The organism is Rhizobium sp. NZLR8, from assembly GCF_019685025.1.
In the GTDB taxonomy this organism is placed as follows: domain Bacteria; phylum Pseudomonadota; class Alphaproteobacteria; order Rhizobiales; family Rhizobiaceae; genus Rhizobium.
Map to the genome: position 1 here is coordinate 154,814 of NZ_JABDVY010000008.1, position 18,437 is coordinate 173,250.

Genomic DNA, 18,437 nt, shown 5'->3' on the forward strand with positions numbered 1-18,437 from the left:
CAATGAAAAAGATCGTATTTCTCATTGCCCTCGCTCTTGCGTCTTCAACGCTGATCGCAAGCGGTCATGCGCAGCAAGGCGCCGCCTCGCCGACACTGGATGTTCTGCAACGCGCCGACGGCGTCAAAATCGTGCCGGAGAGGTTCTTGCGCGCCTATGATCCCGTCACGATCTTCTTCCCTGCGGATACCGGCCCTGCAGCCGGCGGCCCGGAAGACTCGCCCGAGCGTTTTGTGACCATGGAACCGGCGGCTGCCGGCGCCTGGCAGTGGCTCGGCCCGCGCGCCCTGCAATTCCGGCCGGCCGACAAGTGGCAGCCGCTGTCGCGCGTCAAGGTAACGATGCTGGCGCATGACAAGGCCGCTGGTGGCGAGACGGAACTGATACCGCTGCTGCCAGTACCGGTATCCACGGCTCCGGCTGCAACCGATGATCCCATCAGCGAGCTTGACCAGATCACATTGACCTTTGCCGAACCCGTCGATGTCGCGGCGCTGAGCCGACTTCTGTCGATCGAACTGCGTCCTGCGCCGGGCATTGGCGACGAAGGCGGTTTGATGCTGGGGGCGCAGCATTTCGATGTCCAGCCGCTTGAACGCAACAGCCGCAGCGACCAGCAATCCTATGTGGTGAAGCTGCATGCCAACGTGCCCGATGGCCGCGTCGCCCTTCTGCGGTTGAAGCTTGCCGACACGCCCGACTTCAGCGATCAGACCTTCGAGTTGCGCGTGCGCACCGCCGTGCCCTTCACCATGATCAGTTCGGATTGCGGACGGGGCTTCGACGCCGCCACAAGCGATGACATCATGCGCTGCACATCCAATGCCACTGTCAGCGATGACAGCGCCGCAGTCGATGATGACGGCAACCCGCTCGACGCCGAGGCAGCGCCGGCCGATCGATCGGGTCGTGGCCTGATCTTCCGCTTTTCGAGCAATCCGCTGGCCGGGAAACAGTTTTCGGTCCGGGACGCCTTGCGCATTTCTCCACCGGTCGACGATCTGACGGCGGAAGCCAGCGACGGCCGTCTTTATATCAATGGCCGCTTTCTCACCGACAAGGTCTATACGCTTGATGTGACCGCCGGCGCCTTGGCGGATGACCGCGGCAGACCGCTGGCGACCGGCTTCGGCCAGAAATTCGCCTTCGCGCCGGAACAGTCCTCGCTCGTCTGGGATGCGTCGCAGGGCGTGGTCGAGCGCTTTGGCCCGCAACTCGTGCCGCTGCGCGGACGCGGCTACGACAGGGCCGATGTGCGCATCCATGCGATCGATCCGCTGTCACGCGATTTTTGGCCTTTCCCGCAATCCGGCCTCGATACGGACGACGACGAAGCACCGCCCTTGCCCGGCAAGGAGCCGCAGAAATGGGCCGACAGCGATGAGATTTCAGCCGATGCGATCCAGGCGCGCGTCAAGGCCTTGGGTTCGCCGGCGATATCCGAGTTCGTGGACCTGCCGATTCACAAGGGCGGCGTCGACACCAAATTCGGCCTGGATCTGAAATCCTTTTTTGCCCGGATTGCTGGGCCTGACCAGCCCGGCACCTATCTCGTCGGCCTGCGTGCGGTGGACAATCAAACCCGGCATTGGCTTCGTGTGCAGGTCACCGACCTGACCTTGAGCGCGGTGGAGGAACAGGACCGGGTGCGATTTGCCGTCACCTCGCTTGCCAAGGGTAATCCGATCAGCGGGGCGCAAATCCGCCTCGATGGTTTGCGCGACGGCAAATTCGTCACGCTGGCGACTGGGACGACAGATGCACAGGGCTTCTTTTCCTGGGAGCTGCAGCAGCGCGCCGACGCGAAGATCCGGCGCGTCATCGTGACGAAGGGGCTGGATACCCTGGTCGTCGACCCCGATCACGCGCCTGCCCAATATGCTGCGGACAACTGGACCAAGCCGTCGGCCGCCTGGCTGGATTGGACGACCAATCCGACGGACAGCCGCACCGAGCAGAGCCGCACCCTTTGCCACGTCTTCACCGAGCGACCGATCTACCGTCCGGAGGAGCCCGTGCATATCAAGGGCTATGTCCGCAGCTATCTCGGGGGCCACTTGACGCTGCCGACGCAAGGCGGCCAGATCGTGATTACCGGCCCTGACAAACAGGAGTGGCGCGTACCGGTGCGGCTGGACGCATTCGGCGGCTTTTACCACAAATTCGACGCCGAGACGCCGGCAACCGGGGATTACGAAGTTCATTTCGAGCCGGGCGACACGGCGGGGGCTACCGACCAGGATCAACCGGCGCAGACATCCGGTGAGGACGGGAATGCCGACGGCCAGGCGAGTGATAACGCGACCGATGATGCGCAGGCAGACGATAACCAGGCCGATACTGCTGAGAGTGCCGATAGCGACAGCAGCGCCGCGAGCCCGGCCGACAACACGGTCCAATGCGGCAGCATCTCCTTCAAGAAAGAGGCCTATCGCCTGCCGACTTTCGAAGTCGTGCTCAACAATCCGCAAACCGTACCGCTCGATTCCTCCTTCAACGTCGATCTGATCGCCCGCTATTTCGCCGGTGGACTGCTGGCGGATCGGCCGATCCGCTGGCGAGCCGTTCAGTATCCCTACAATTGGACACCACCTGGCCACGAGGGCTTCTTTTTTTCGACGGATTCCCGTTACTCCGGCGGCGATGAATTCAAATCCTCGCCGGCGCTCGAACGAGACGGCAGCACAGACGCCGGCGGCGCCTCGCGCATCAGCTTCGACACGACGATCGAGCCGACGGCGCAACCCCGCCGCTATATGATCGAGGCGACCGTTACCGGCGACGATGATCTGCAGGTGCGCAGCATCACTAACGTTTTTGCCGTCCCGCCGTTCGTGCTTGGCCTGAAGGTGCCGCGTTATGTGCCAAATCCCGGCGCCATCGAGCCTGAGATCCTGGCGGTCGACGGCAATGGCGAACCCGTCGCCGGGCTGGAGATGACGGCACGCCTGATCCATCGCAACTGGACGTCGACCCTGCAGGCGAGCGACTTCAGCCAGGGTTCGGCAAAATACGTCACGCAGGTCATGGACGACACCGTGCTGGAGCGCAAGATTACCAGCACTCGGGATATCCAGACCCTGGCGCTCGAGGCAAAGGACGCAGGCGTCTATGTTATTCAACTCGAGGCAAGCGACCGGATCGGCCGCCAGCAGCAGGTGAGCGTCGACTTCTTCGTCGGCGGCACCACGCCGGTTAGCTGGGCACAGGCGCCCGCGCGCACCGCGGTCGTGACCACGGACAAGGACAGTTACATTCCCGGCGAAACCGCCAACCTGCTGATCCAGTCGCCCTTCCAGACAGCCCGCGCGCTCGCCGTCGTCGAAGAGCCAGAGGGAAAATTCCGCTATGATTGGGTCGATATCGCCGATGGATACGGCCATTATGCCGTGCCCGTCCGCAAGGAATATACACCGCAAATTCCCGTGCACTTCCTCATCCTGCGCGGCCGGCTGGAGACCAGCATCCCCTCGCCGAACGCACCCTTCGACCAGGGCAAGCCTGTAACGATCGCCGCGACGAAGGCGGTGACGGTGAAGCCGGTGAAGAACACCGTAAATCTCACCTTGGATTATCCGAAGAAGGCCCGCCCTGGTGACGAAGTGGAGGTCACGCTGCATCTGGCCGACGATAGCGGTCAGCCGATCGCGGGCGATGCCACTTTCTGGATGATCGACCAGGCCGTGCTGTCGCTCGCACCGGAACAGCCGCTGGATCCGCTGCCGAATTTTGTCGTCAAGCGCCAATCCACCATGGCACTGCGCGACACCCGCAACATGGCCTTCGGCGTCATTCCGCTGGATGAGGTGCCGGGCGGTGACGAGCGGGAGGAATGGGGCACGGACAACAATATTTCCGTTCGCAAGAATTTTACGCCGGTCCCGATCTATCTTCCCGACGTGAAGATCGGCCCGGATGGCATCGCCAAGATCAAGGTGAAGCTGCCGGACTCGCTGACCGTATTCAAGCTGCGCGCCAAGGCCGTCAGCGGTCCCGACCGCTTCGGCTATGGCACCGGCGAAATGCTGATCCGGCAGGAAATAGTCGCCCAACCCGCCCTGCCCCGCTTCCTGCGGTATGGCGACCAATTCGAGGCAGGCATCATTGCCCGCATCGTCGAGGGTGGTGGCGGCGCCGGCGCTGCTTCCATTGCTTCCGACGGACTGACGCTGGAGGGCAGCAAGGACCTCTCCTTCGCCTGGGAGCAGAACAAGCCCGCTCACATCGGCGTTCTCGCTGAGGTGCCCGAGCCAAGGCCTGGCAAGGAGGACGTGCAGCTGCGTTTCGGGGTCGAGCGCGTCGCCGACCATGCCAGCGACGCCGTGGAAATCACGCTGCCTTTGAAGTCCGACCGTATCCCGACCAAGCACTACGAAATCGTCGAAATCCCGGCGGGCGGCTCGAAAACATTGCCGGCACCCCAGCAAGACGTGCGCCCCGGATCGTTTCAGCGTGCGATGACGCTAACCGCCGATCCGGCACTGGTGAAGCTGGTTGCCGGCCTCAACACTTTGGTGGAATCTCCCTATGGCTCCACCGAACAACGCATATCGCTCGCCTCCTCCGGCATCGCCTTCAAAAGTTTCGCCCCGATCCTGGCGGCAGCAAACCTTGACAAACGCATCGATGGCGATGTGCACAACACCGTGCTGGCAATCGGCCAGGCGGTCGACGCCGATGGCCTTGTCGGCTTCTGGCCGCACAGCAAGGGCAATGTCTCGCTGACGGCCTGGGCCTATTCTTTCCTGGTTGCGGCCGACAAGGTGGGCGTGCCCACCGACAAGGCTTTGTCGGATCGCCTTGCGAGCGTGCTGAAACTGTCGCTACGCTCGGATTATCCGCATCTGCTCAGCGGCGACGAGATTCGCGAGCGGGTCGAGGCTCTGACGGCTCTGGCCGAAGGCGGCAAGCTCGACCCGGCCTATACTGCCGAACTTGCCCGCTCGGCCGCGTTGATGCCGAATGTCAGCGTTGCCAGAATGACCGCGGCGGCAGCGGGTGCGCCCGATGCCGACCCACGCCTTGTCGGCGGTTTGGCCGACACGATGTGGTCGCGCGTTCGCATCCTCTCCCGCAATGGCCAGCTGGTTTATGACGGCCAAGCCGAGGATGGGGGCAGTCCGATCATCCTGCCTTCCGAAACCCGCAGTCTCGCCGAAATGGTGCGCGCCGCGGCTTTGACCTCGGAAACGGATCCGCGCTATCCGGCTTTGAAAAATGCCTTGCTGCAACTCGGCGGAGGCGACGGCTGGGGTTCGACCAATGCCACTTCGGCTGCGATCCGCGCGCTTGCCGCCGCCTGGCAAAGGCCGACGACGCCATTGCCGCTGACGCTGGCGCAGAACGGAAAGTTTCAAAACCTGACGCTTGACGCAAATGCTCCCGTGCTGCGACAAGTCAGCCTGGATCCGGGCGCCGTCACCATCCAGAATACCGGAACGACGACCGCTCTGGCGCTGGTGGAAACCACCTATCTATCTGCCGAAGCCGGCTACACCGCGCAGGCCGAAAGCCGGGGATTTGCCCTTACCCGCACGCTTTTCCGTGTCCCCGCGGGCAACGCGCCGCTGGAGAAGCTGGTTCCCGATGCTAAAGGTGCGATCCAGCTCAAGGTCGGCGATGTGCTCGAGGAAAGGATCGAACTGGTCGTCTCCGAAGATCGCACCCATGTCGCCCTTACCCTGCCGCTTGCAGCCGGGCTTGATCCGCTCAACCCCAACATCGCCACCGCGCCGGCTGAGGCGACACCGGCAGTCGCGCCGACCCTGCCGACCGATTGGATCTCCTATGGCGACGATCAGGTATTTTGTGCTTCCGACAGGCTGCCGAAGGGCAACTACACCTTTGCCTACCGGACGCGCGCCTTGATCCCCGGTTCCTACACGCAGCCCCAGGCCCTTGCCGAAACCATGTACCAAAAGGGCTTACGGGGAATGAGTGCTGCCATGCAAATCGTGGTGGCGAAGTGAGCCTTCACAATCGGGACAGATATCAGACGAGGAGCCAGCCAGCCGGGCAATGACACTCTTGAGAAGCCGCCGATCAACGCTTGTCCGTTTCTCCTCGCTGGTTCTCGCAGCCGGCGTCCTGGTCTATGGCTATCTCATCAATCAGCGCGCGCAGTTGATCGCGCCTGCGCCGACCTCGATACTTTATGATCGCGGCGGCGCGTTCCTCGCTCAGATCGGCCATGCCGACGGCGCAAGTGGGCGTATCGACTATGGCTATTGGCCGCTGGAGCAATTGCCCGACCGCGTCGTCAAGGCAACGCTTGCCCTCGAAGACAGGCGGTTCTACGACCATATCGGCATCGATCCCTACGCTGTCGGCCGCGCAGCCTGGCAAAATCTCGATGCCGTCGGCCGCCGCTCGGGCGCCTCGACCATTGCGATGCAAGTGGCGCGGATGCAGCAGCCGGAATCGCGCACGCTCATCCACAAGGCGCTTGAGGCCGGCACCGGCGTCCTCCTGACCCTGCGTTACGGCCGCGATGCGATGCTGGGGCAATATTTGCGGCTGGCGCCTTACGGCAATGGCAGCCACGGCATCGCCCATGCGGCGCGGCTCTATTTCGACAAGCCGGTCGCAGACTTGTCCTGGGCGGAAATCGCGCTGCTATCAGCGATCCCGCAGTCGCCGACCCGGATGAACCCGCTGCGGCCGCAGGGCTTGCGCCGGGCCATTCACCGCGGCCATCAAATGCTGGACGCGCTGGCGAAACAGAAAATCATCAGGGCTGACGAGGCAGAGATCGCCCATCATCAGCTCGATGAGATGCGGATGCCCGACATACCCCGCCGCCCGGATGCCCTGCACCTGATATTGCGCTATCATGACCTCATCGAGAACGGCCAGATAGCCCCTGCGTCCGCCAGCACGCCGCTGATCCACACGACGATCGACCTCACCCTGCAGGCCGACATTACTGGTCTCGCACGACAATATCTCGATCACTGGCGTTCTGCGGGCGCGCAGCAAGTCGGCGCCATGGTGGTGTCGCGCCAAACAGGCGAAGTCCTCGCCCAAGTGGGTTCGACCAACTATTACGGCAGGCATGCCGGCGCATTCGACTACACCCGGACACAGCGCTCGCCGGGCTCGACCCTCAAACCTTTCGTCTATGCGCTGGCCTTCGAGCGCGGCTTACTGAAGCCAACCGACATGTTGCTCGATCTGCCGGAAGGCGCGTCGGGCATCGGCGATGCGGATCGCGAATTCCTCGGCCCTATGCTGCCGCGCCAGGCACTGGCCAATTCGCGCAATGTTCCCGCCACCAATCTACTGCGCAGCATCGGTCTCGAGACGACGTTCCGCTTTTTGCGCGATCTCGGTCTGCACGACCTGGAAACCCCAGCCGATTATTTCGGCCTGTCGATGGCAATCGGCTCGCTGCCGACCCGCCTGGATAGGCTGATGCGGGCCTATGGGGCGCTCGCCAATGATGGCCAGATGCAGGATTTGCGCTGGGCGCGCGAGCAGCCACAGCCGCAATCCGTTAGGGTCATTTCGCTCGATACGGCCCGGTTGATTACCTCCTTCCTCTCCGATCCGCAGGCCCGGCTGCCGAGCTTCCATCGCTATGGCACGCTGGAATATCCATTCCCCGTCGCCATCAAGACCGGCACCTCCCAAGGCTATCGGGACGCCTGGGCGATCGCCTATTCGGAGAAGGTCATCGTCGGCGTTTGGATCGGACGGGGCGATGACGGCACGATGAGCCGGATGACCGGCGCCGGCAGTGCCGCCCGCCTCGTGCACGCGATCCTCGACAGGGTGCACGGCAATAAGCCGGGAGACATCGCCGACGCGCGTTTCCCGACGCCACCGGACCGCAAGCCGATGGAGGTCTGCGTCGTCAATGGACAGACGAATGACAACAGCTGCAGCCAGACGCTGGTCGAATGGTTAAAGCCCGACGAGATACCGAAGGTGGCTGCACGATCGCCTGGTCCGGACGCCACCCTCAAACCTGTGTCGATCAGTGCAACAGCCGAGAGGAGCAAGAATTCACTCGCCAACGCCGATGGCTCCAACCCGCAGATCCGTCTCGCCATCTCGACACCGGCTCGCAACAGTCAGATCTGGCGCAATCCGGAACAGCCGGCGGCATTCGACCGGCTGCCTCTGAAGGCCGATGTCCAACCGCATGTGCCGCAGATCGTCTGGTATGTCGACGGCCAGCCCTTCGCCGTCACCGACCCCGACAAGCCTGTCTTCTGGCCCATTCAGAGCGGAGAACACCGCTTCCAAATCCGCCTGCCCTACCGCGACGAAACCTCCGCAGTCGTCCCGGTGTATGTGCAATGAGGACGTCGCAGTGCCGCAATTGTACCGCGGTCGGCATATGGAACTGGAAATCCTTTGAACGAAGGGGGTCAGCAGCGGCCGCATAACCGCTTAGCCATCGTTCCTCATCGCGGCGCGGAGCACATCGTTGATGCGGTCCTGCCAGCCCGGGCCATCCTCCTGAAAATAAACGAGCACGTCGCTGTCGAGTTTCAGAGTGACCTGTTCCTTGACGTTCGGCAGCGCCGGCCGCTCGACGGGCGGTGCGGCGGCCACCTTTTTGGCCGGCCTGAACAAGGCTTCCGCGGCATCAAGCGCATTGACGGGGCGGCGTGGAGTTTTGGTCACGGTTCTCTCCAATGGTTCGCTCATTTCTGCGGTCACGGTCTTATCATGGGATTGATCGTCCGCCAGGACGCTTCTGGGGTCGTTAACTGCTCCCGTCATTCCAACGAGACCCATTTTGCAAAGCGGCCGCTCCTTCAGCAGTGCGTCGTACCGATCACGAATCTCATTTAACGAATAGAGGGAACGAAATCCAGACGACTTGGTTTGGCCTTGGAAAGCGGCGCCTGGTTTCCGGAGCCGCACCATGTGTAGCCGAGGAGCCTGTTGTGAATGTTCTAAGTTTCAGCAGAAAAAACATTGGTGATGGTCCTGATGCTGGTTTCGTGACCAACGGACGTTGATGACCGCCGGCTCTACAGCTTTGCCCTGCAATACGATATGGACGGCAAGAGCTGGCGACCGAGATCTGAGACGATATGCGGCCAGCTCTACGGCGAGGTGGAAGCGTAAGTATCCCCCGGCAAAGCCGGGGGCTTTAATATGTGAGCCGCTCAAAGCGTCGGGATGCGGACGCTGACGCGGCCCCGGTTTCAATGCGTCACCTGGAGGTGGCCGTTCAACGCCACAGGTTCAATTGCTCAAGCCTGTGGTCGTCCTTCTCTTGGTTGCGGATAATCGCGGATTGTCTCCTCATCACGACCGACAGTCGACACGACATACCCACGCACCCAAAAGTGCTACCCGGTAAAGCCGCGCTTTCTCTCACCGTAGACCCGCCCAAGGTGGATGGCACTCTTGCCCTTCATGTATCCCACAACCTGACTAATATTACTGGATCAACCATCGCGATGGATCGTCATCGATAGAGGATGGCTTGTGGCAAAGTTTGAGTTGACCGTTTTCGATGGCGAGGCGACACTTGCAATCGACAGCAAGGCAGGAGGAAAAATAATGGACGAGCCAGAGCGCTGGCGCGACATGGCAAGCGCACCGAAGGACGGCAGTCGGATTCTCGTCACGATCCGTCAGTCCGAACAGGGGCCGGCAGAAGTTGACCTCGCATATTGGTCGAATGGCGATCATTTCGGTGCAGAAGGCTGGCGCGCCTCTGATTCCTCACCTGGCCGCATCATCGAATATGCCGCGCCGGAACTGAAGTGCTGGATGCCGATGCCCTCTGCCAATCTCAATCGCACCTCGATGCCCGCACCCTGGGAAGGCGAGGACGCTCAGCAGCTCGACGGGTCAGGAATTTAAGAACTCGCGCCAAGAGCGTTGTTCACAAGGCCATAGTTCGGCGTCGACCGTCGCAACAATATCAGCGGCCCTTCGGCGGTTGAGAGACAACCTGCAGCCGGAGTTCGCCTGTTTAAAAAAATCTTGATGTGCTGCGGCGCGTAACCCCCTACAGGTTCTTCCTCCGGATTGTCTTGTTGCCGCGCGGTCCAGTTTCCTGTGGCGAGTTCTTCACATTCTCGTCGAATAGCGCCCGCCATCGGGACAATCGATCACGAGACAAAGCTCCGGCATCCACGGCCGACAGCACTGCGCAGCCAGGTTCGTGCTGGTGGCTACAGTTCCGGAACCGGCAATTTGGCGCCAGCTCGGTTATTTCTGAATATAATGCGTCGATACCATCGGCAGCGTCGCTCACCTGGAGGGTACGCATTCCAGGCGTATCGATGACCCATCCACCCCCTGCAATTGGGTGGATTGAGCGTGCTGTTGTCGTATGGCTGCCCTTGGCATCATGCTCTCGAATGCCGCCAGTCTTTTGAGACTGGTCACCGCGTAGTCCTGCCAAAGCATTGACTAACGTCGATTTACCGACCCCGGAGGAGCCGACGAGCGCGATCGTCTGCCCGGGCTGACACCACGGTGCGAGAGCGGCCGCGGCATCTATAGATCGCGCGTCCAGTACCACGACGGGCAGATCGCGTTGCAGCGCCGCTGCGTCGCGCCGATAGATAGGTACGTCGTCGGTGGTATCCGCTTTTGTGAGGACGATTACGGGCGCCGTTCCTGCCTGATTGGCGAGTGCGATGTAGCGTTCCAATCTGGCCACGTTGAAGTCCAAATTGCAGGACGTGACGATCAATAATGTATCGACATTGGAAGCACCGAGCTGGTAGGTAGCTCGGCCTTCGGTCCGGCGCTGCAGCAACGTTCTGCGCTCCAGACGCCGAACCAACGCATGATCGTGCGGCTCGACCAGCACCCAGTCGCCCACGGCGAACTCGCCGGTGTTGATTTGATGCGATATCTTCAGCTTCGCTAGACCCGTTGGCGAGACAATGCTCAGACGACTACGGTGAACCTCGGCAATGCGCCGTGGGACGAGATCGCTCTCTGCTGATGTCAGGTGATCCGAAAAGAATTCAGACCATCCCTGCGATTTGAGGAATGCAGATTCGCTTTCAAGGTTCAAAGACCAGGTAGTGGGTGCTGTGTCGCGTTCGATGGGCTAACTCCGTCCTGTAGAAATCGGCGGTTTCAGTTAGGGGGCAAGTATCACATTTTCCGGCTTTGTGCTGATCATGCGTGCATGAACGCTGCGGGCGGCAGCTTGTCCGCTCCCCTATCAGGACTTGCGAAACGCGCTGAGGTATAAGGCTGCCCAATTGAGGAGGCTGTGGTGCGACAAGCGAGCTTGAGCTGGCGCGATTTTGAATCCAAAGGACGTCGAAGCGCAAGCGGCACGCATCTGCTCGGGTTATGAGGTGAGGTAAGCTGGAGCTCTGTTACGCGAAGCGCATCGCTGTTTTCGCGCGCGCCTTTGCAGCAACTTCCTCTCGATCGCGAGGGGGTTGGGAGGTCTCAAGCGAACTGAGCAGCTCGTGGGCGCATTTCGTGATCGCAATGACCGCCTGCTCGAACGCCGCCTCATTGCGTTTCGACGGCTTGGTGGTTCCGCTCAACTTGCGCACGAACTGAAGCGCGGCGTCATGGACCTCCTCGTCCGTAGCTGGCGGATCGAAATTGAATAGGGGTTTGATATTTCGGCACATGGCTTTCTCCCGATCGCCTCTCTCTTCCACCGAGAAGAGGATTGCTTCATATAAAGTAGTCGCGTGAGCGTGATTTACAAACGGACCGCTTCGCCGCGGTCGGGTCCACGCACCGCGGAAGCAGCGTCCCCGCTTCGGGGTTGTCCCCGTGACTTTGGCGTTGTCAGAGCATGATGCCGAAAAGTGTGAGCGGTTTTCTCATAACATCATGCTCTAACTCTTTAATGTAGAACAGGATTCAGATTTTAGGCCGACCCGGTCTAAAATCATCCTATGGCGGCCTCGCATTGCCAGTCGAAAGTGCCGAAAAGACGTTGATATTGAACCAGTGCTCCCAATCAATCAGGCGGGCATCAATCGCTTTTCAGTCTTAGCGTCGAACAGATGCAGCTTGCTGAGGTCGGGGGCAAGGCCGAGCTTATCACCCGCACGGAGTTCAAGGCGCTCCCTCACCGTCACAACGAGGTTATCGGCACCGAGCTTGGCGGTGACCTGGATCTCGGCTCCGGTCGGCTCGACAAGGGCGACTTCAGCCGTCACGGGACCTTGTCCGATCGTCAGGTGCTCAGGCCGGATGCCATAGGTGATTGCGGCGCCGCGCGCCAATGTTGTCCCTTCGGGCAATGGCAGCCTTCCACCGCCATCCGCGACGAATTCAACCGGTCCCGACCTGCTGACCTGCCCGTGAATGAGGTTCATCCCCGGAGACCCGATGAACCCTGCTACGAACAGGTTCGCCGGCTGGTCGTAGAGATCGAGAGGGGAGCCTATCTGCTCTACGAAGCCGTCCCGCATCACGACGATGCGATCGGCCATCGTCATTGCCTCGATTTGGTCGTGAGTGACGTAAATTGTTGTTGTCTTCAGTCGCTGGTGCAGTTGCTTGATTTCGGAGCGCATCTGAACGCGCAGCTTCGCGTCCAGATTGGATAATGGCTCGTCGAATAGAAAGACCTGCGGATTACGCACGATCGCACGGCCCATCGCCACACGCTGGCGCTGGCCGCCCGATAGATTTCTCGGATATCTGCCGAGCAGATGCTCGAGCCCAAGGATTTGGGCAGCCTCCCGAACACGCTGCTTCGTCTGCTCTTTGGGAGCTCTCGCCAGCTTCAGCGAAAATCCCATATTCGCCTCGACCGTCAGATGCGGGTAAAGCGCGTAGGACTGGAAGACCATGGCAATGTCGCGCTCTTTCGGTGCGACGTTGTTCACGACCTTGCTGCCGATCGAAATTCTGCCGTCGGAAATCTCTTCGAGGCCGGCGATCATTCGCAACAATGTCGACTTTCCGCAGCCGGAAGGGCCGACGAGGATCACGAATTCCCCGTCGTCGATATGAATATTCACCCCATGCAGGACTTCGAAGTGACCGTAGCTCTTACGGGCATTCGCCACACTTACTGACGCCATGATTTTCTCCGGCTGGATGTTCGTAGTTCGACGAGCAGCCTTTAGTCCTTTGTTTTTATGCATGTCGTTATCCCGGAACCGCTGCACACTTCCGGGCGACATGCTTTAAGCGGCTGCAAACTGCTCATTGCATTGCGGTCGCGGCAGAATAGGGAGCCAAGGCCGCGTCGATGGCTGAAAGACAGAGTTTTCGGGCATTGGGATCGACCCGCTTTGACACCACGTCCGGATATAACCGCCCGAGATACTGGCTGATCAATGTCTCGGGAATGGCGTCCGGGAGCCGGTTGAACAATGCGTCGACTGCCGCGGCTGCCCTTGGATCAGGCCAGTAGTAGCGGATACGATCGCTATAGCTGAAATGCCGCTGCAGGCGCTCTTCATCGGGGCTGCCGCTATAGTGCCCTGCCCAGTGCGCCGGTTGCTCCACCATCATTGTTTCCATGGTCGCGGCCAGTCCGGTTCCCGGTGTCGTTCCGGCGAGGATGCCGGCAATCGCATCGAGACCGTAGAGGGCCTCGCGAAGCGCGAACGTCAGCCCGGGTCCTACCTTGAGAATGGCAAAGCCGCCGTCGACCAGAGCGGACAAAGCGCTGGTCGGCTGGTAGTCCGTGGAATGCGCTTCGAAAACCAGCCCCGGCATTTCGTCCAGCGACTGAATAAGACTGGTCGCTCGTTCGGGCTTGTAAAGGACCACGTTCGTGTTGCCGAATTCGACGCCCGGCTGAACCACGATACCGATCACCCGATCCATTGCCGAAGCCAAACCAGCTTGGGAAAATGATGTCTGATGGACCGCCAGTGTCCTCACTGCCGCATCGGCACGGGTGATGTCGATTTCTTCGAGTGCGTGAGTTGCACCGCCGGGAGGCGGCACCTCGGTCCCGATGATATACACCGGCGGGCGCCGGCCGCAGCGATGAGCGGCCTCTTCGGCAGCTTTTGCCAGTTGCGCGGCGCGGACGGCGATGATCTCGTCGTCGAGTGCAGCCGGTTCGCCGGCGCAGCCCATGGAAGTGTCGAGATGCAGCTTCTCAAACCCGGCTTCCACATAGGCTGTGACCATGGCCGAGGCGCGCGCCATTGCTTCCTGCGCCGACAGCTTCCTCCATGGGTTCGGACCAAGATGATCGCCGCCCAGGATGACGCGTTCGGCTGGAAAACCAACGGCCGTGGCGACGTTTTCGATGAAGCGGCGAAAGTCCGGTGGCGTCATCCCGGTATAGCCGCCTTCCTGATTGACCTGATTGCAGGTGGCTTCGATGAGGACTGGCCGATCCTCCGCGGCGGCGCGGCGGAGCGTGGCCTCGATTACCAGAGGATGCGCTGAGCAGACCGAGGTGATCCCGCGTGGACAGGCGAGATTTCTCGCGCCGAAAAGCTTTCGAAGCGCGGTCTGCCGGTTCTCTTCGATCTGCGTCATGCCAGCTTCACGACCTTGGTCAGGTGGCGGGGAGATACCGTATCGATCTGCCGAGCCTGAGCGGCGCGCTCGCCGAGGACCTGCAGCGCGGGAAGGACGACCAGACCCGCGAGCGAAAGATCGACATCCACCGCGAGCTCCACATCGCCGGGGCCGCCGAGGCCAATGACGACGGCGCCCTTCTCTTTCAATTCGCCAACCAGCTTTATTTCCGCCTCTCTCTGGTCGGAGCTGTAGAGCATCACCACCGCCGTTTTTCGGTCGACGAGGCTGATCGGCCCGTGACGGTACTCCAGGGGGTGGAAGGCTTGCGTCATGATCTGGCTCATTTCCATGAGCTTCAGGGCGCCTTCCAGGGCGATGCCGAACAGCGGACCTCCGCCAAGAAACACGAAGTGGGTTCTGTCTGCGATGATGCCGGGAAGCGCATGATCGAGAGCGCCGGCGAGCTTGCGGGCGGAACCGACAACGGAGCCCGGCACATGCCGCCCGATCATCTGCAGTCCAAGAAGGACCATCAGGCTTGCCGAAACCGTCATGACGATGCCTTCGTCGGGATGGGTTTCGGCAGAAACCAGCCGATCGCAGTTTTTGGCAAGAGAGCTTTCTGGTTCGACGGTTAGAGCAGTGACGAATGCGCCAGCGGCGCGGCTTGCTTTCGCGGCAGCGACTGTCTCCGTCGTCTCACCGCTGCGCGAAAGCGCCACCACGTGCGTGTCGCGCCACTCGGACCAGAATGCCGAGGGCCGATTTTGCCATTCGGCGCCAGGGACTGCAATCGCCTTTCGCCCGGCCATATTGGAATAGGCCGCAAGCGAGAGTGCGAGATTGAAGGAAGTGCCGCAGCCGACGAAGACGAGCAGCTTGGAACTGTCATCGGCGGGGTTAGTGCCAATGGCTTTTTCCCAATAGGGAAATTGCTCGAAAATAACCTTTTCGGTCGTATTCATGAAGTCTCCGATTATTTGACCGAACCCGCCAGCAGGCCGCTGACGAGGTAACGGTTGAGAAAAATGACGACGAGGGCGGGGATGACGATCGCGATCGAGCCGCTGGCCGTGATCAGGCCGTAATCGATAAAGTTCTTCGTCACGAATTCCGGGATGAGCACTGTCAAGGGCTTGGTCGCCTGCGGCGAGAAGATGAGCGGGACAAGGTATTGTCCCCAGGCCCCCAGGAAGGTCAGGATCGCCGCTGCCGTCAGCCCGGGTCCGGCGAGCGGCAAGACGATGTTGAAGAAGATGTAAAGCCTGCCTGCGCCATCGAGCTGGGCTGCTTCCTCCAACGCGATCGGAAGAGCTTCGAAGACGCTTCTAAGCAGCCAGAGCGAAAGCGGTAGGAATGCCGATACATAAATCAGCGCGACGCCGACATAGGTGTCGACGAGATGCAGCTTGATCATGATCTGGTAGAGCGGGATCAGGACCGCGTATGCGGGAATGGCGAGCGTCGCAACGACGGCAACGAAGAGTGTTTTCCTGCCGGGGAACTGAAGCCGCGTGAAGGCGTAAGCTCCGAGCGCGGATATTGCGACGCAGAACAGCGTCGCTGCGACGGAGGTCACGATGCTGTTCAGCAAAGCGGCGCGAAACTGCTTGAAGACCTCCACCCCTCCGATCCGCGCAATGTTGATGCCGAACAACCGCGAATAGTGATCCAGCGTAAAGTGCTGCGGAAAAAAGTTGATAGGGCGGACCGAGAAGTCTTCGCTTGGCGTGACCGAACTCGCAATGGTCCAGTAGATCGGCCCCAAAGACCAGATCAACAGCACGAGGACACCGACCCAGATCATCATTCGATAGGCAAGAGTGGCTTTCATCAGTCGAACCGTGTGTTGCGGTAAACGCGAAGGACGTAGACGAGCGAGATCAGCAGAGAGACGAGCGTGATCACCACCGACAGCGCCATTCCGTAGGAAAAGCGGAGGTTCTGGAACGTTTCCAGGTAGATCTGGACCAGCACCGGCCTGGTCTCGAGGCTGGCACCTGCCAGGACCCAAGCTTCATCGAAGAGGTTGAAGGCGTTTACCGTTGCGTTCGTCATCGCGACCGCGATCGCGCTGCGAACGAGGGGAAGGGTTACCCATCCAAACATCTGGACGCGGGTGGCGCCATCGATCCGCGCGGCCTCGTAGAGATGCGTCGGTATGCTCTGCATTGCGGCGAGAACAATCACGATCGTGAGCGGCATCATTCGCCAGACGTGTACGATCGTCACGGCGACAATTGCGCTGGTGCGATCGTTGAACCAGACATGATTTTCAAATGCGAGCCCGAGCGCGGAGAGAATGCCGTTCAACAGGCCCGCGCCAGGTTGGTAAATCCAAAGCCAGATGACCGAGTTCACGACGCCGGGCAGCGCCCAGGGCAGGATCACCGCAGCCAGAAGCCACTGACGCCCGACCTTGATCTGATTGATGAGCGCGGCCGCAAGAACGCCGAACACGGTTTCTGCAGTGACCGCCAGAACGACGTACATGAGCGTGTTGGTCCAGGTCGTCGCGAGCTGGCCATCGGAGAGCATCCGGCTGTAATTTTCGAGACCGACGAAGGGGGTGCCAGCCTGCATGGGATTGACCCTGTGCAGACTGTCCCAGACCGTTCGCCCCATCGGGTAGAAGACCAACGCCGCCATCGTGATGACGATCGGCGAGACCAGCAGAAGCCCAAGCGTGGTGTCGGCATTGAAGCCGACACCACGCTTGCTCGGCAGACCCTCGGACGCGAAGGCAGTCATTGCGCCATCGCCTGCTTGGCAGCCGCAGCCATCGCCTCCACCGCTTGATCGACGCTCATCTGGCTTTTAGCCGCACTGTTGATCGCCGTATTCACACCACTCGAGAACTGGGGATACCAAGGCGGGGTGCCTTGCGGGAAAAGAGGCTCGACGGTCTTGGACTGCGCCACCAGAACATCGCCGCTATTCAGCTTGCCGGCGTCGTTCAGTTCGGAGAGTGCGGAAGTCCGGGTTGGCAGGAAGCCGTTTGCGGCATTCTTCTTTTGGAAATCCCTGCTCGTAAACCACTTCACGAAGGCGATCGCCGCCTCTTTGTTCGGAGAGACGTTCGGTATGGCAAGGGCCTCGGGAAGACCGAAGCTGCGCGTTTCGCCGCTCGCAGTCGGCACCAGAATGGCTTCTACCTGACCGGCGACCTTCGACTGCTTGGGATCGTTCATCTGGCCGAGACGTCCGGGCTCGCCAGAGATCATGATACTGGTGATGCCCTGCCCGAACATGCTTTCGTTGATCTGGCTGTCCTTGAGGCCGGTGGATGCCGGGTCGACAAGCCCCTCCTTGAGAAGCATGAGTTCGAAAGCGAGCGCCTTATAACCAGCCGAGTCCGGAGACGTGAAGAGCGGGTTGAAATCCTTGTCGAAAAGCTCACCGCCGAAGGCCTTCGTCAATAGATACCAGCTCGTCGAAGCACCCTCCGTTGCCGAAAGCGGCAGGCCGATCGGATACTGGGCGATGCCCTTTTCCTTAATTTTCTTGGCGGCGGCGACGAGGTCGTCCAGTGTCTTGGGCATTTCCGACACACCAGCATCGGCAAAATGCTTCTTGTTTACCAACATGACTCGGAAGTCGTTCGTATAGGGAATGCCGAGAAGCTTCCCATCGACGGTGAAGATCTTCGCCACACCGATATCCTTGAGAGTATCGGCATCGATCACATCATCCAGCGGCAGGAACCAGCCCGCCGCACTGAACTGCCCTGTCCATGACCAGTCGAATTCGGTAACGTCGGCCGGCGCGGTGCCCGCGACCAGAGCCGTCACCAGCTTGGGCCGGATATCGTCCCAGGAGAGCGTCTGTAGGTCGACATGGATGCCAGTCTCTGCTTCGAAGTCCGCCGCAATGGTCGGACCCTGGGGTGACGGCATCAACACCGTGATCGACTGGCCGGCGAGCGGTTTTGCGTCGTCCGCCAAAGCGGGCACGGCAAAGACCAAGGCCGCTGAACCAAGTAGTCGCAAGACAAATTTGTGCATGTTCCCATCCTTCATTGTTCTTGATGCTCG

Annotated in this window: 12 protein-coding genes and 1 pseudogene; 3 read left to right on the forward strand and 10 right to left on the reverse strand. The window is 60.7% G+C overall.

All coding sequences use genetic code 11. From position 1 onward, the window contains the following. The first annotated feature begins 2 nt into the window (after positions 1-2). Both HJB89_RS19035 and HJB89_RS19040 read left to right on the forward strand, forming a co-directional pair. Entirely contained in the window at positions 3-5,969 is a 5,967-nt protein-coding gene (locus HJB89_RS19035; RefSeq protein WP_221150395.1) for an MG2 domain-containing protein, read from the forward strand. Between the two features lie 49 nt (positions 5,970-6,018). Further along, positions 6,019-8,307, forward strand: coding sequence for a transglycosylase domain-containing protein (locus tag HJB89_RS19040; RefSeq protein ID WP_259669399.1), 2,289 nt, complete (start codon positions 6,019-6,021; stop codon positions 8,305-8,307). Between the two features lie 90 nt (positions 8,308-8,397). Here the strand turns inward: HJB89_RS19040 and HJB89_RS19045 are convergent, their stop codons facing one another. Continuing rightward, complete coding sequence (locus HJB89_RS19045; RefSeq protein WP_207585745.1) at positions 8,398-8,634, reverse strand: BrnA antitoxin family protein; 237 nt, start codon at positions 8,632-8,634, stop codon at positions 8,398-8,400. Between the two features lie 556 nt (positions 8,635-9,190). After that, positions 9,191-9,401 (reverse strand): annotated as a pseudogene (locus tag HJB89_RS19050) (transposase); the annotation flags it as partial. Between the two features lie 124 nt (positions 9,402-9,525). Here HJB89_RS19050 and HJB89_RS19055 point away from each other — a divergent pair. Beyond that, positions 9,526-9,831, forward strand: a complete 306-nt coding sequence (locus HJB89_RS19055; protein WP_207585746.1) for a hypothetical protein — start codon at positions 9,526-9,528, stop codon at positions 9,829-9,831. Between the two features lie 148 nt (positions 9,832-9,979). Here the strand turns inward: HJB89_RS19055 and rsgA are convergent, their stop codons facing one another. The 8 genes from rsgA to HJB89_RS19095 form a co-directional block, all read right to left on the reverse strand. Next, positions 9,980-11,002, reverse strand: coding sequence for a ribosome small subunit-dependent GTPase A (gene rsgA / locus HJB89_RS19060; RefSeq protein WP_221150396.1), 1,023 nt, complete (start codon positions 11,000-11,002; stop codon positions 9,980-9,982). 313 nt (positions 11,003-11,315) lie between these two features. Then, complete coding sequence (locus HJB89_RS19065) at positions 11,316-11,582, reverse strand: DUF2277 domain-containing protein (protein WP_221117933.1); 267 nt, start codon at positions 11,580-11,582, stop codon at positions 11,316-11,318. Positions 11,583-11,924: 342 nt separating this feature from the next. After that, positions 11,925-12,995 carry an ABC transporter ATP-binding protein gene (locus HJB89_RS19070; protein ID WP_207585749.1) on the reverse strand — a complete coding sequence of 357 codons (1,071 nt, stop codon included), beginning with the start codon at positions 12,993-12,995 and terminating at the stop codon, positions 11,925-11,927. A gap of 124 nt (positions 12,996-13,119) precedes the next feature. Next, positions 13,120-14,418, reverse strand: a complete 1,299-nt coding sequence (locus HJB89_RS19075; RefSeq protein ID WP_221131215.1) for a D-tagatose-bisphosphate aldolase, class II, non-catalytic subunit — start codon at positions 14,416-14,418, stop codon at positions 13,120-13,122. Then, complete coding sequence (locus HJB89_RS19080; RefSeq protein ID WP_221117937.1) at positions 14,415-15,368, reverse strand: SIS domain-containing protein; 954 nt, start codon at positions 15,366-15,368, stop codon at positions 14,415-14,417. Before HJB89_RS19080 ends, HJB89_RS19075 begins: the two co-directional genes overlap by 4 nt. Positions 15,369-15,379: 11 nt before the next feature. Beyond that, positions 15,380-16,213, reverse strand: coding sequence for a carbohydrate ABC transporter permease (locus HJB89_RS19085; RefSeq protein WP_207585930.1), 834 nt, complete (start codon positions 16,211-16,213; stop codon positions 15,380-15,382). Between the two features lie 23 nt (positions 16,214-16,236). Further along, positions 16,237-17,154 (reverse strand): carbohydrate ABC transporter permease, encoded by a 918-nt coding sequence (locus HJB89_RS19090; protein ID WP_207585752.1) that lies wholly within the window; start codon positions 17,152-17,154, stop codon positions 16,237-16,239. Continuing rightward, a complete protein-coding gene (locus HJB89_RS19095; protein WP_207585753.1) occupies positions 17,151-18,407 on the reverse strand; it encodes a sugar ABC transporter substrate-binding protein in 1,257 nt (418 codons plus the stop codon). Before HJB89_RS19095 ends, HJB89_RS19090 begins: the two co-directional genes overlap by 4 nt. Positions 18,408-18,437 lie beyond the last annotated feature (30 nt).

What these genes read in the sequence shown, in the direction of transcription:
- HJB89_RS19035 (WP_221150395.1), top strand. Translation starts at nt 3, where the DNA reads ATGAAAAAGATCGTATTTCTCATTGCCCTCGCTCTTGCGTCTTCAACG.
- HJB89_RS19040 (WP_259669399.1), top strand. Translation starts at nt 6,019, where the DNA reads ATGACACTCTTGAGAAGCCGCCGATCAACGCTTGTCCGTTTCTCCTCG.
- HJB89_RS19055 (WP_207585746.1), top strand. Translation starts at nt 9,526, where the DNA reads ATGGACGAGCCAGAGCGCTGGCGCGACATGGCAAGCGCACCGAAGGAC.
- HJB89_RS19065 (WP_221117933.1), bottom strand. Translation starts at nt 11,582, where the DNA reads ATGTGCCGAAATATCAAACCCCTATTCAATTTCGATCCGCCAGCTACG.
- HJB89_RS19070 (WP_207585749.1), bottom strand. Translation starts at nt 12,995, where the DNA reads ATGGCGTCAGTAAGTGTGGCGAATGCCCGTAAGAGCTACGGTCACTTC.
- HJB89_RS19075 (WP_221131215.1), bottom strand. Translation starts at nt 14,418, where the DNA reads ATGACGCAGATCGAAGAGAACCGGCAGACCGCGCTTCGAAAGCTTTTC.
- HJB89_RS19080 (WP_221117937.1), bottom strand. Translation starts at nt 15,368, where the DNA reads ATGAATACGACCGAAAAGGTTATTTTCGAGCAATTTCCCTATTGGGAA.
- HJB89_RS19085 (WP_207585930.1), bottom strand. Translation starts at nt 16,213, where the DNA reads ATGATGATCTGGGTCGGTGTCCTCGTGCTGTTGATCTGGTCTTTGGGG.
- HJB89_RS19090 (WP_207585752.1), bottom strand. Translation starts at nt 17,154, where the DNA reads ATGACTGCCTTCGCGTCCGAGGGTCTGCCGAGCAAGCGTGGTGTCGGC.
- HJB89_RS19095 (WP_207585753.1), bottom strand. Translation starts at nt 18,407, where the DNA reads ATGCACAAATTTGTCTTGCGACTACTTGGTTCAGCGGCCTTGGTCTTT.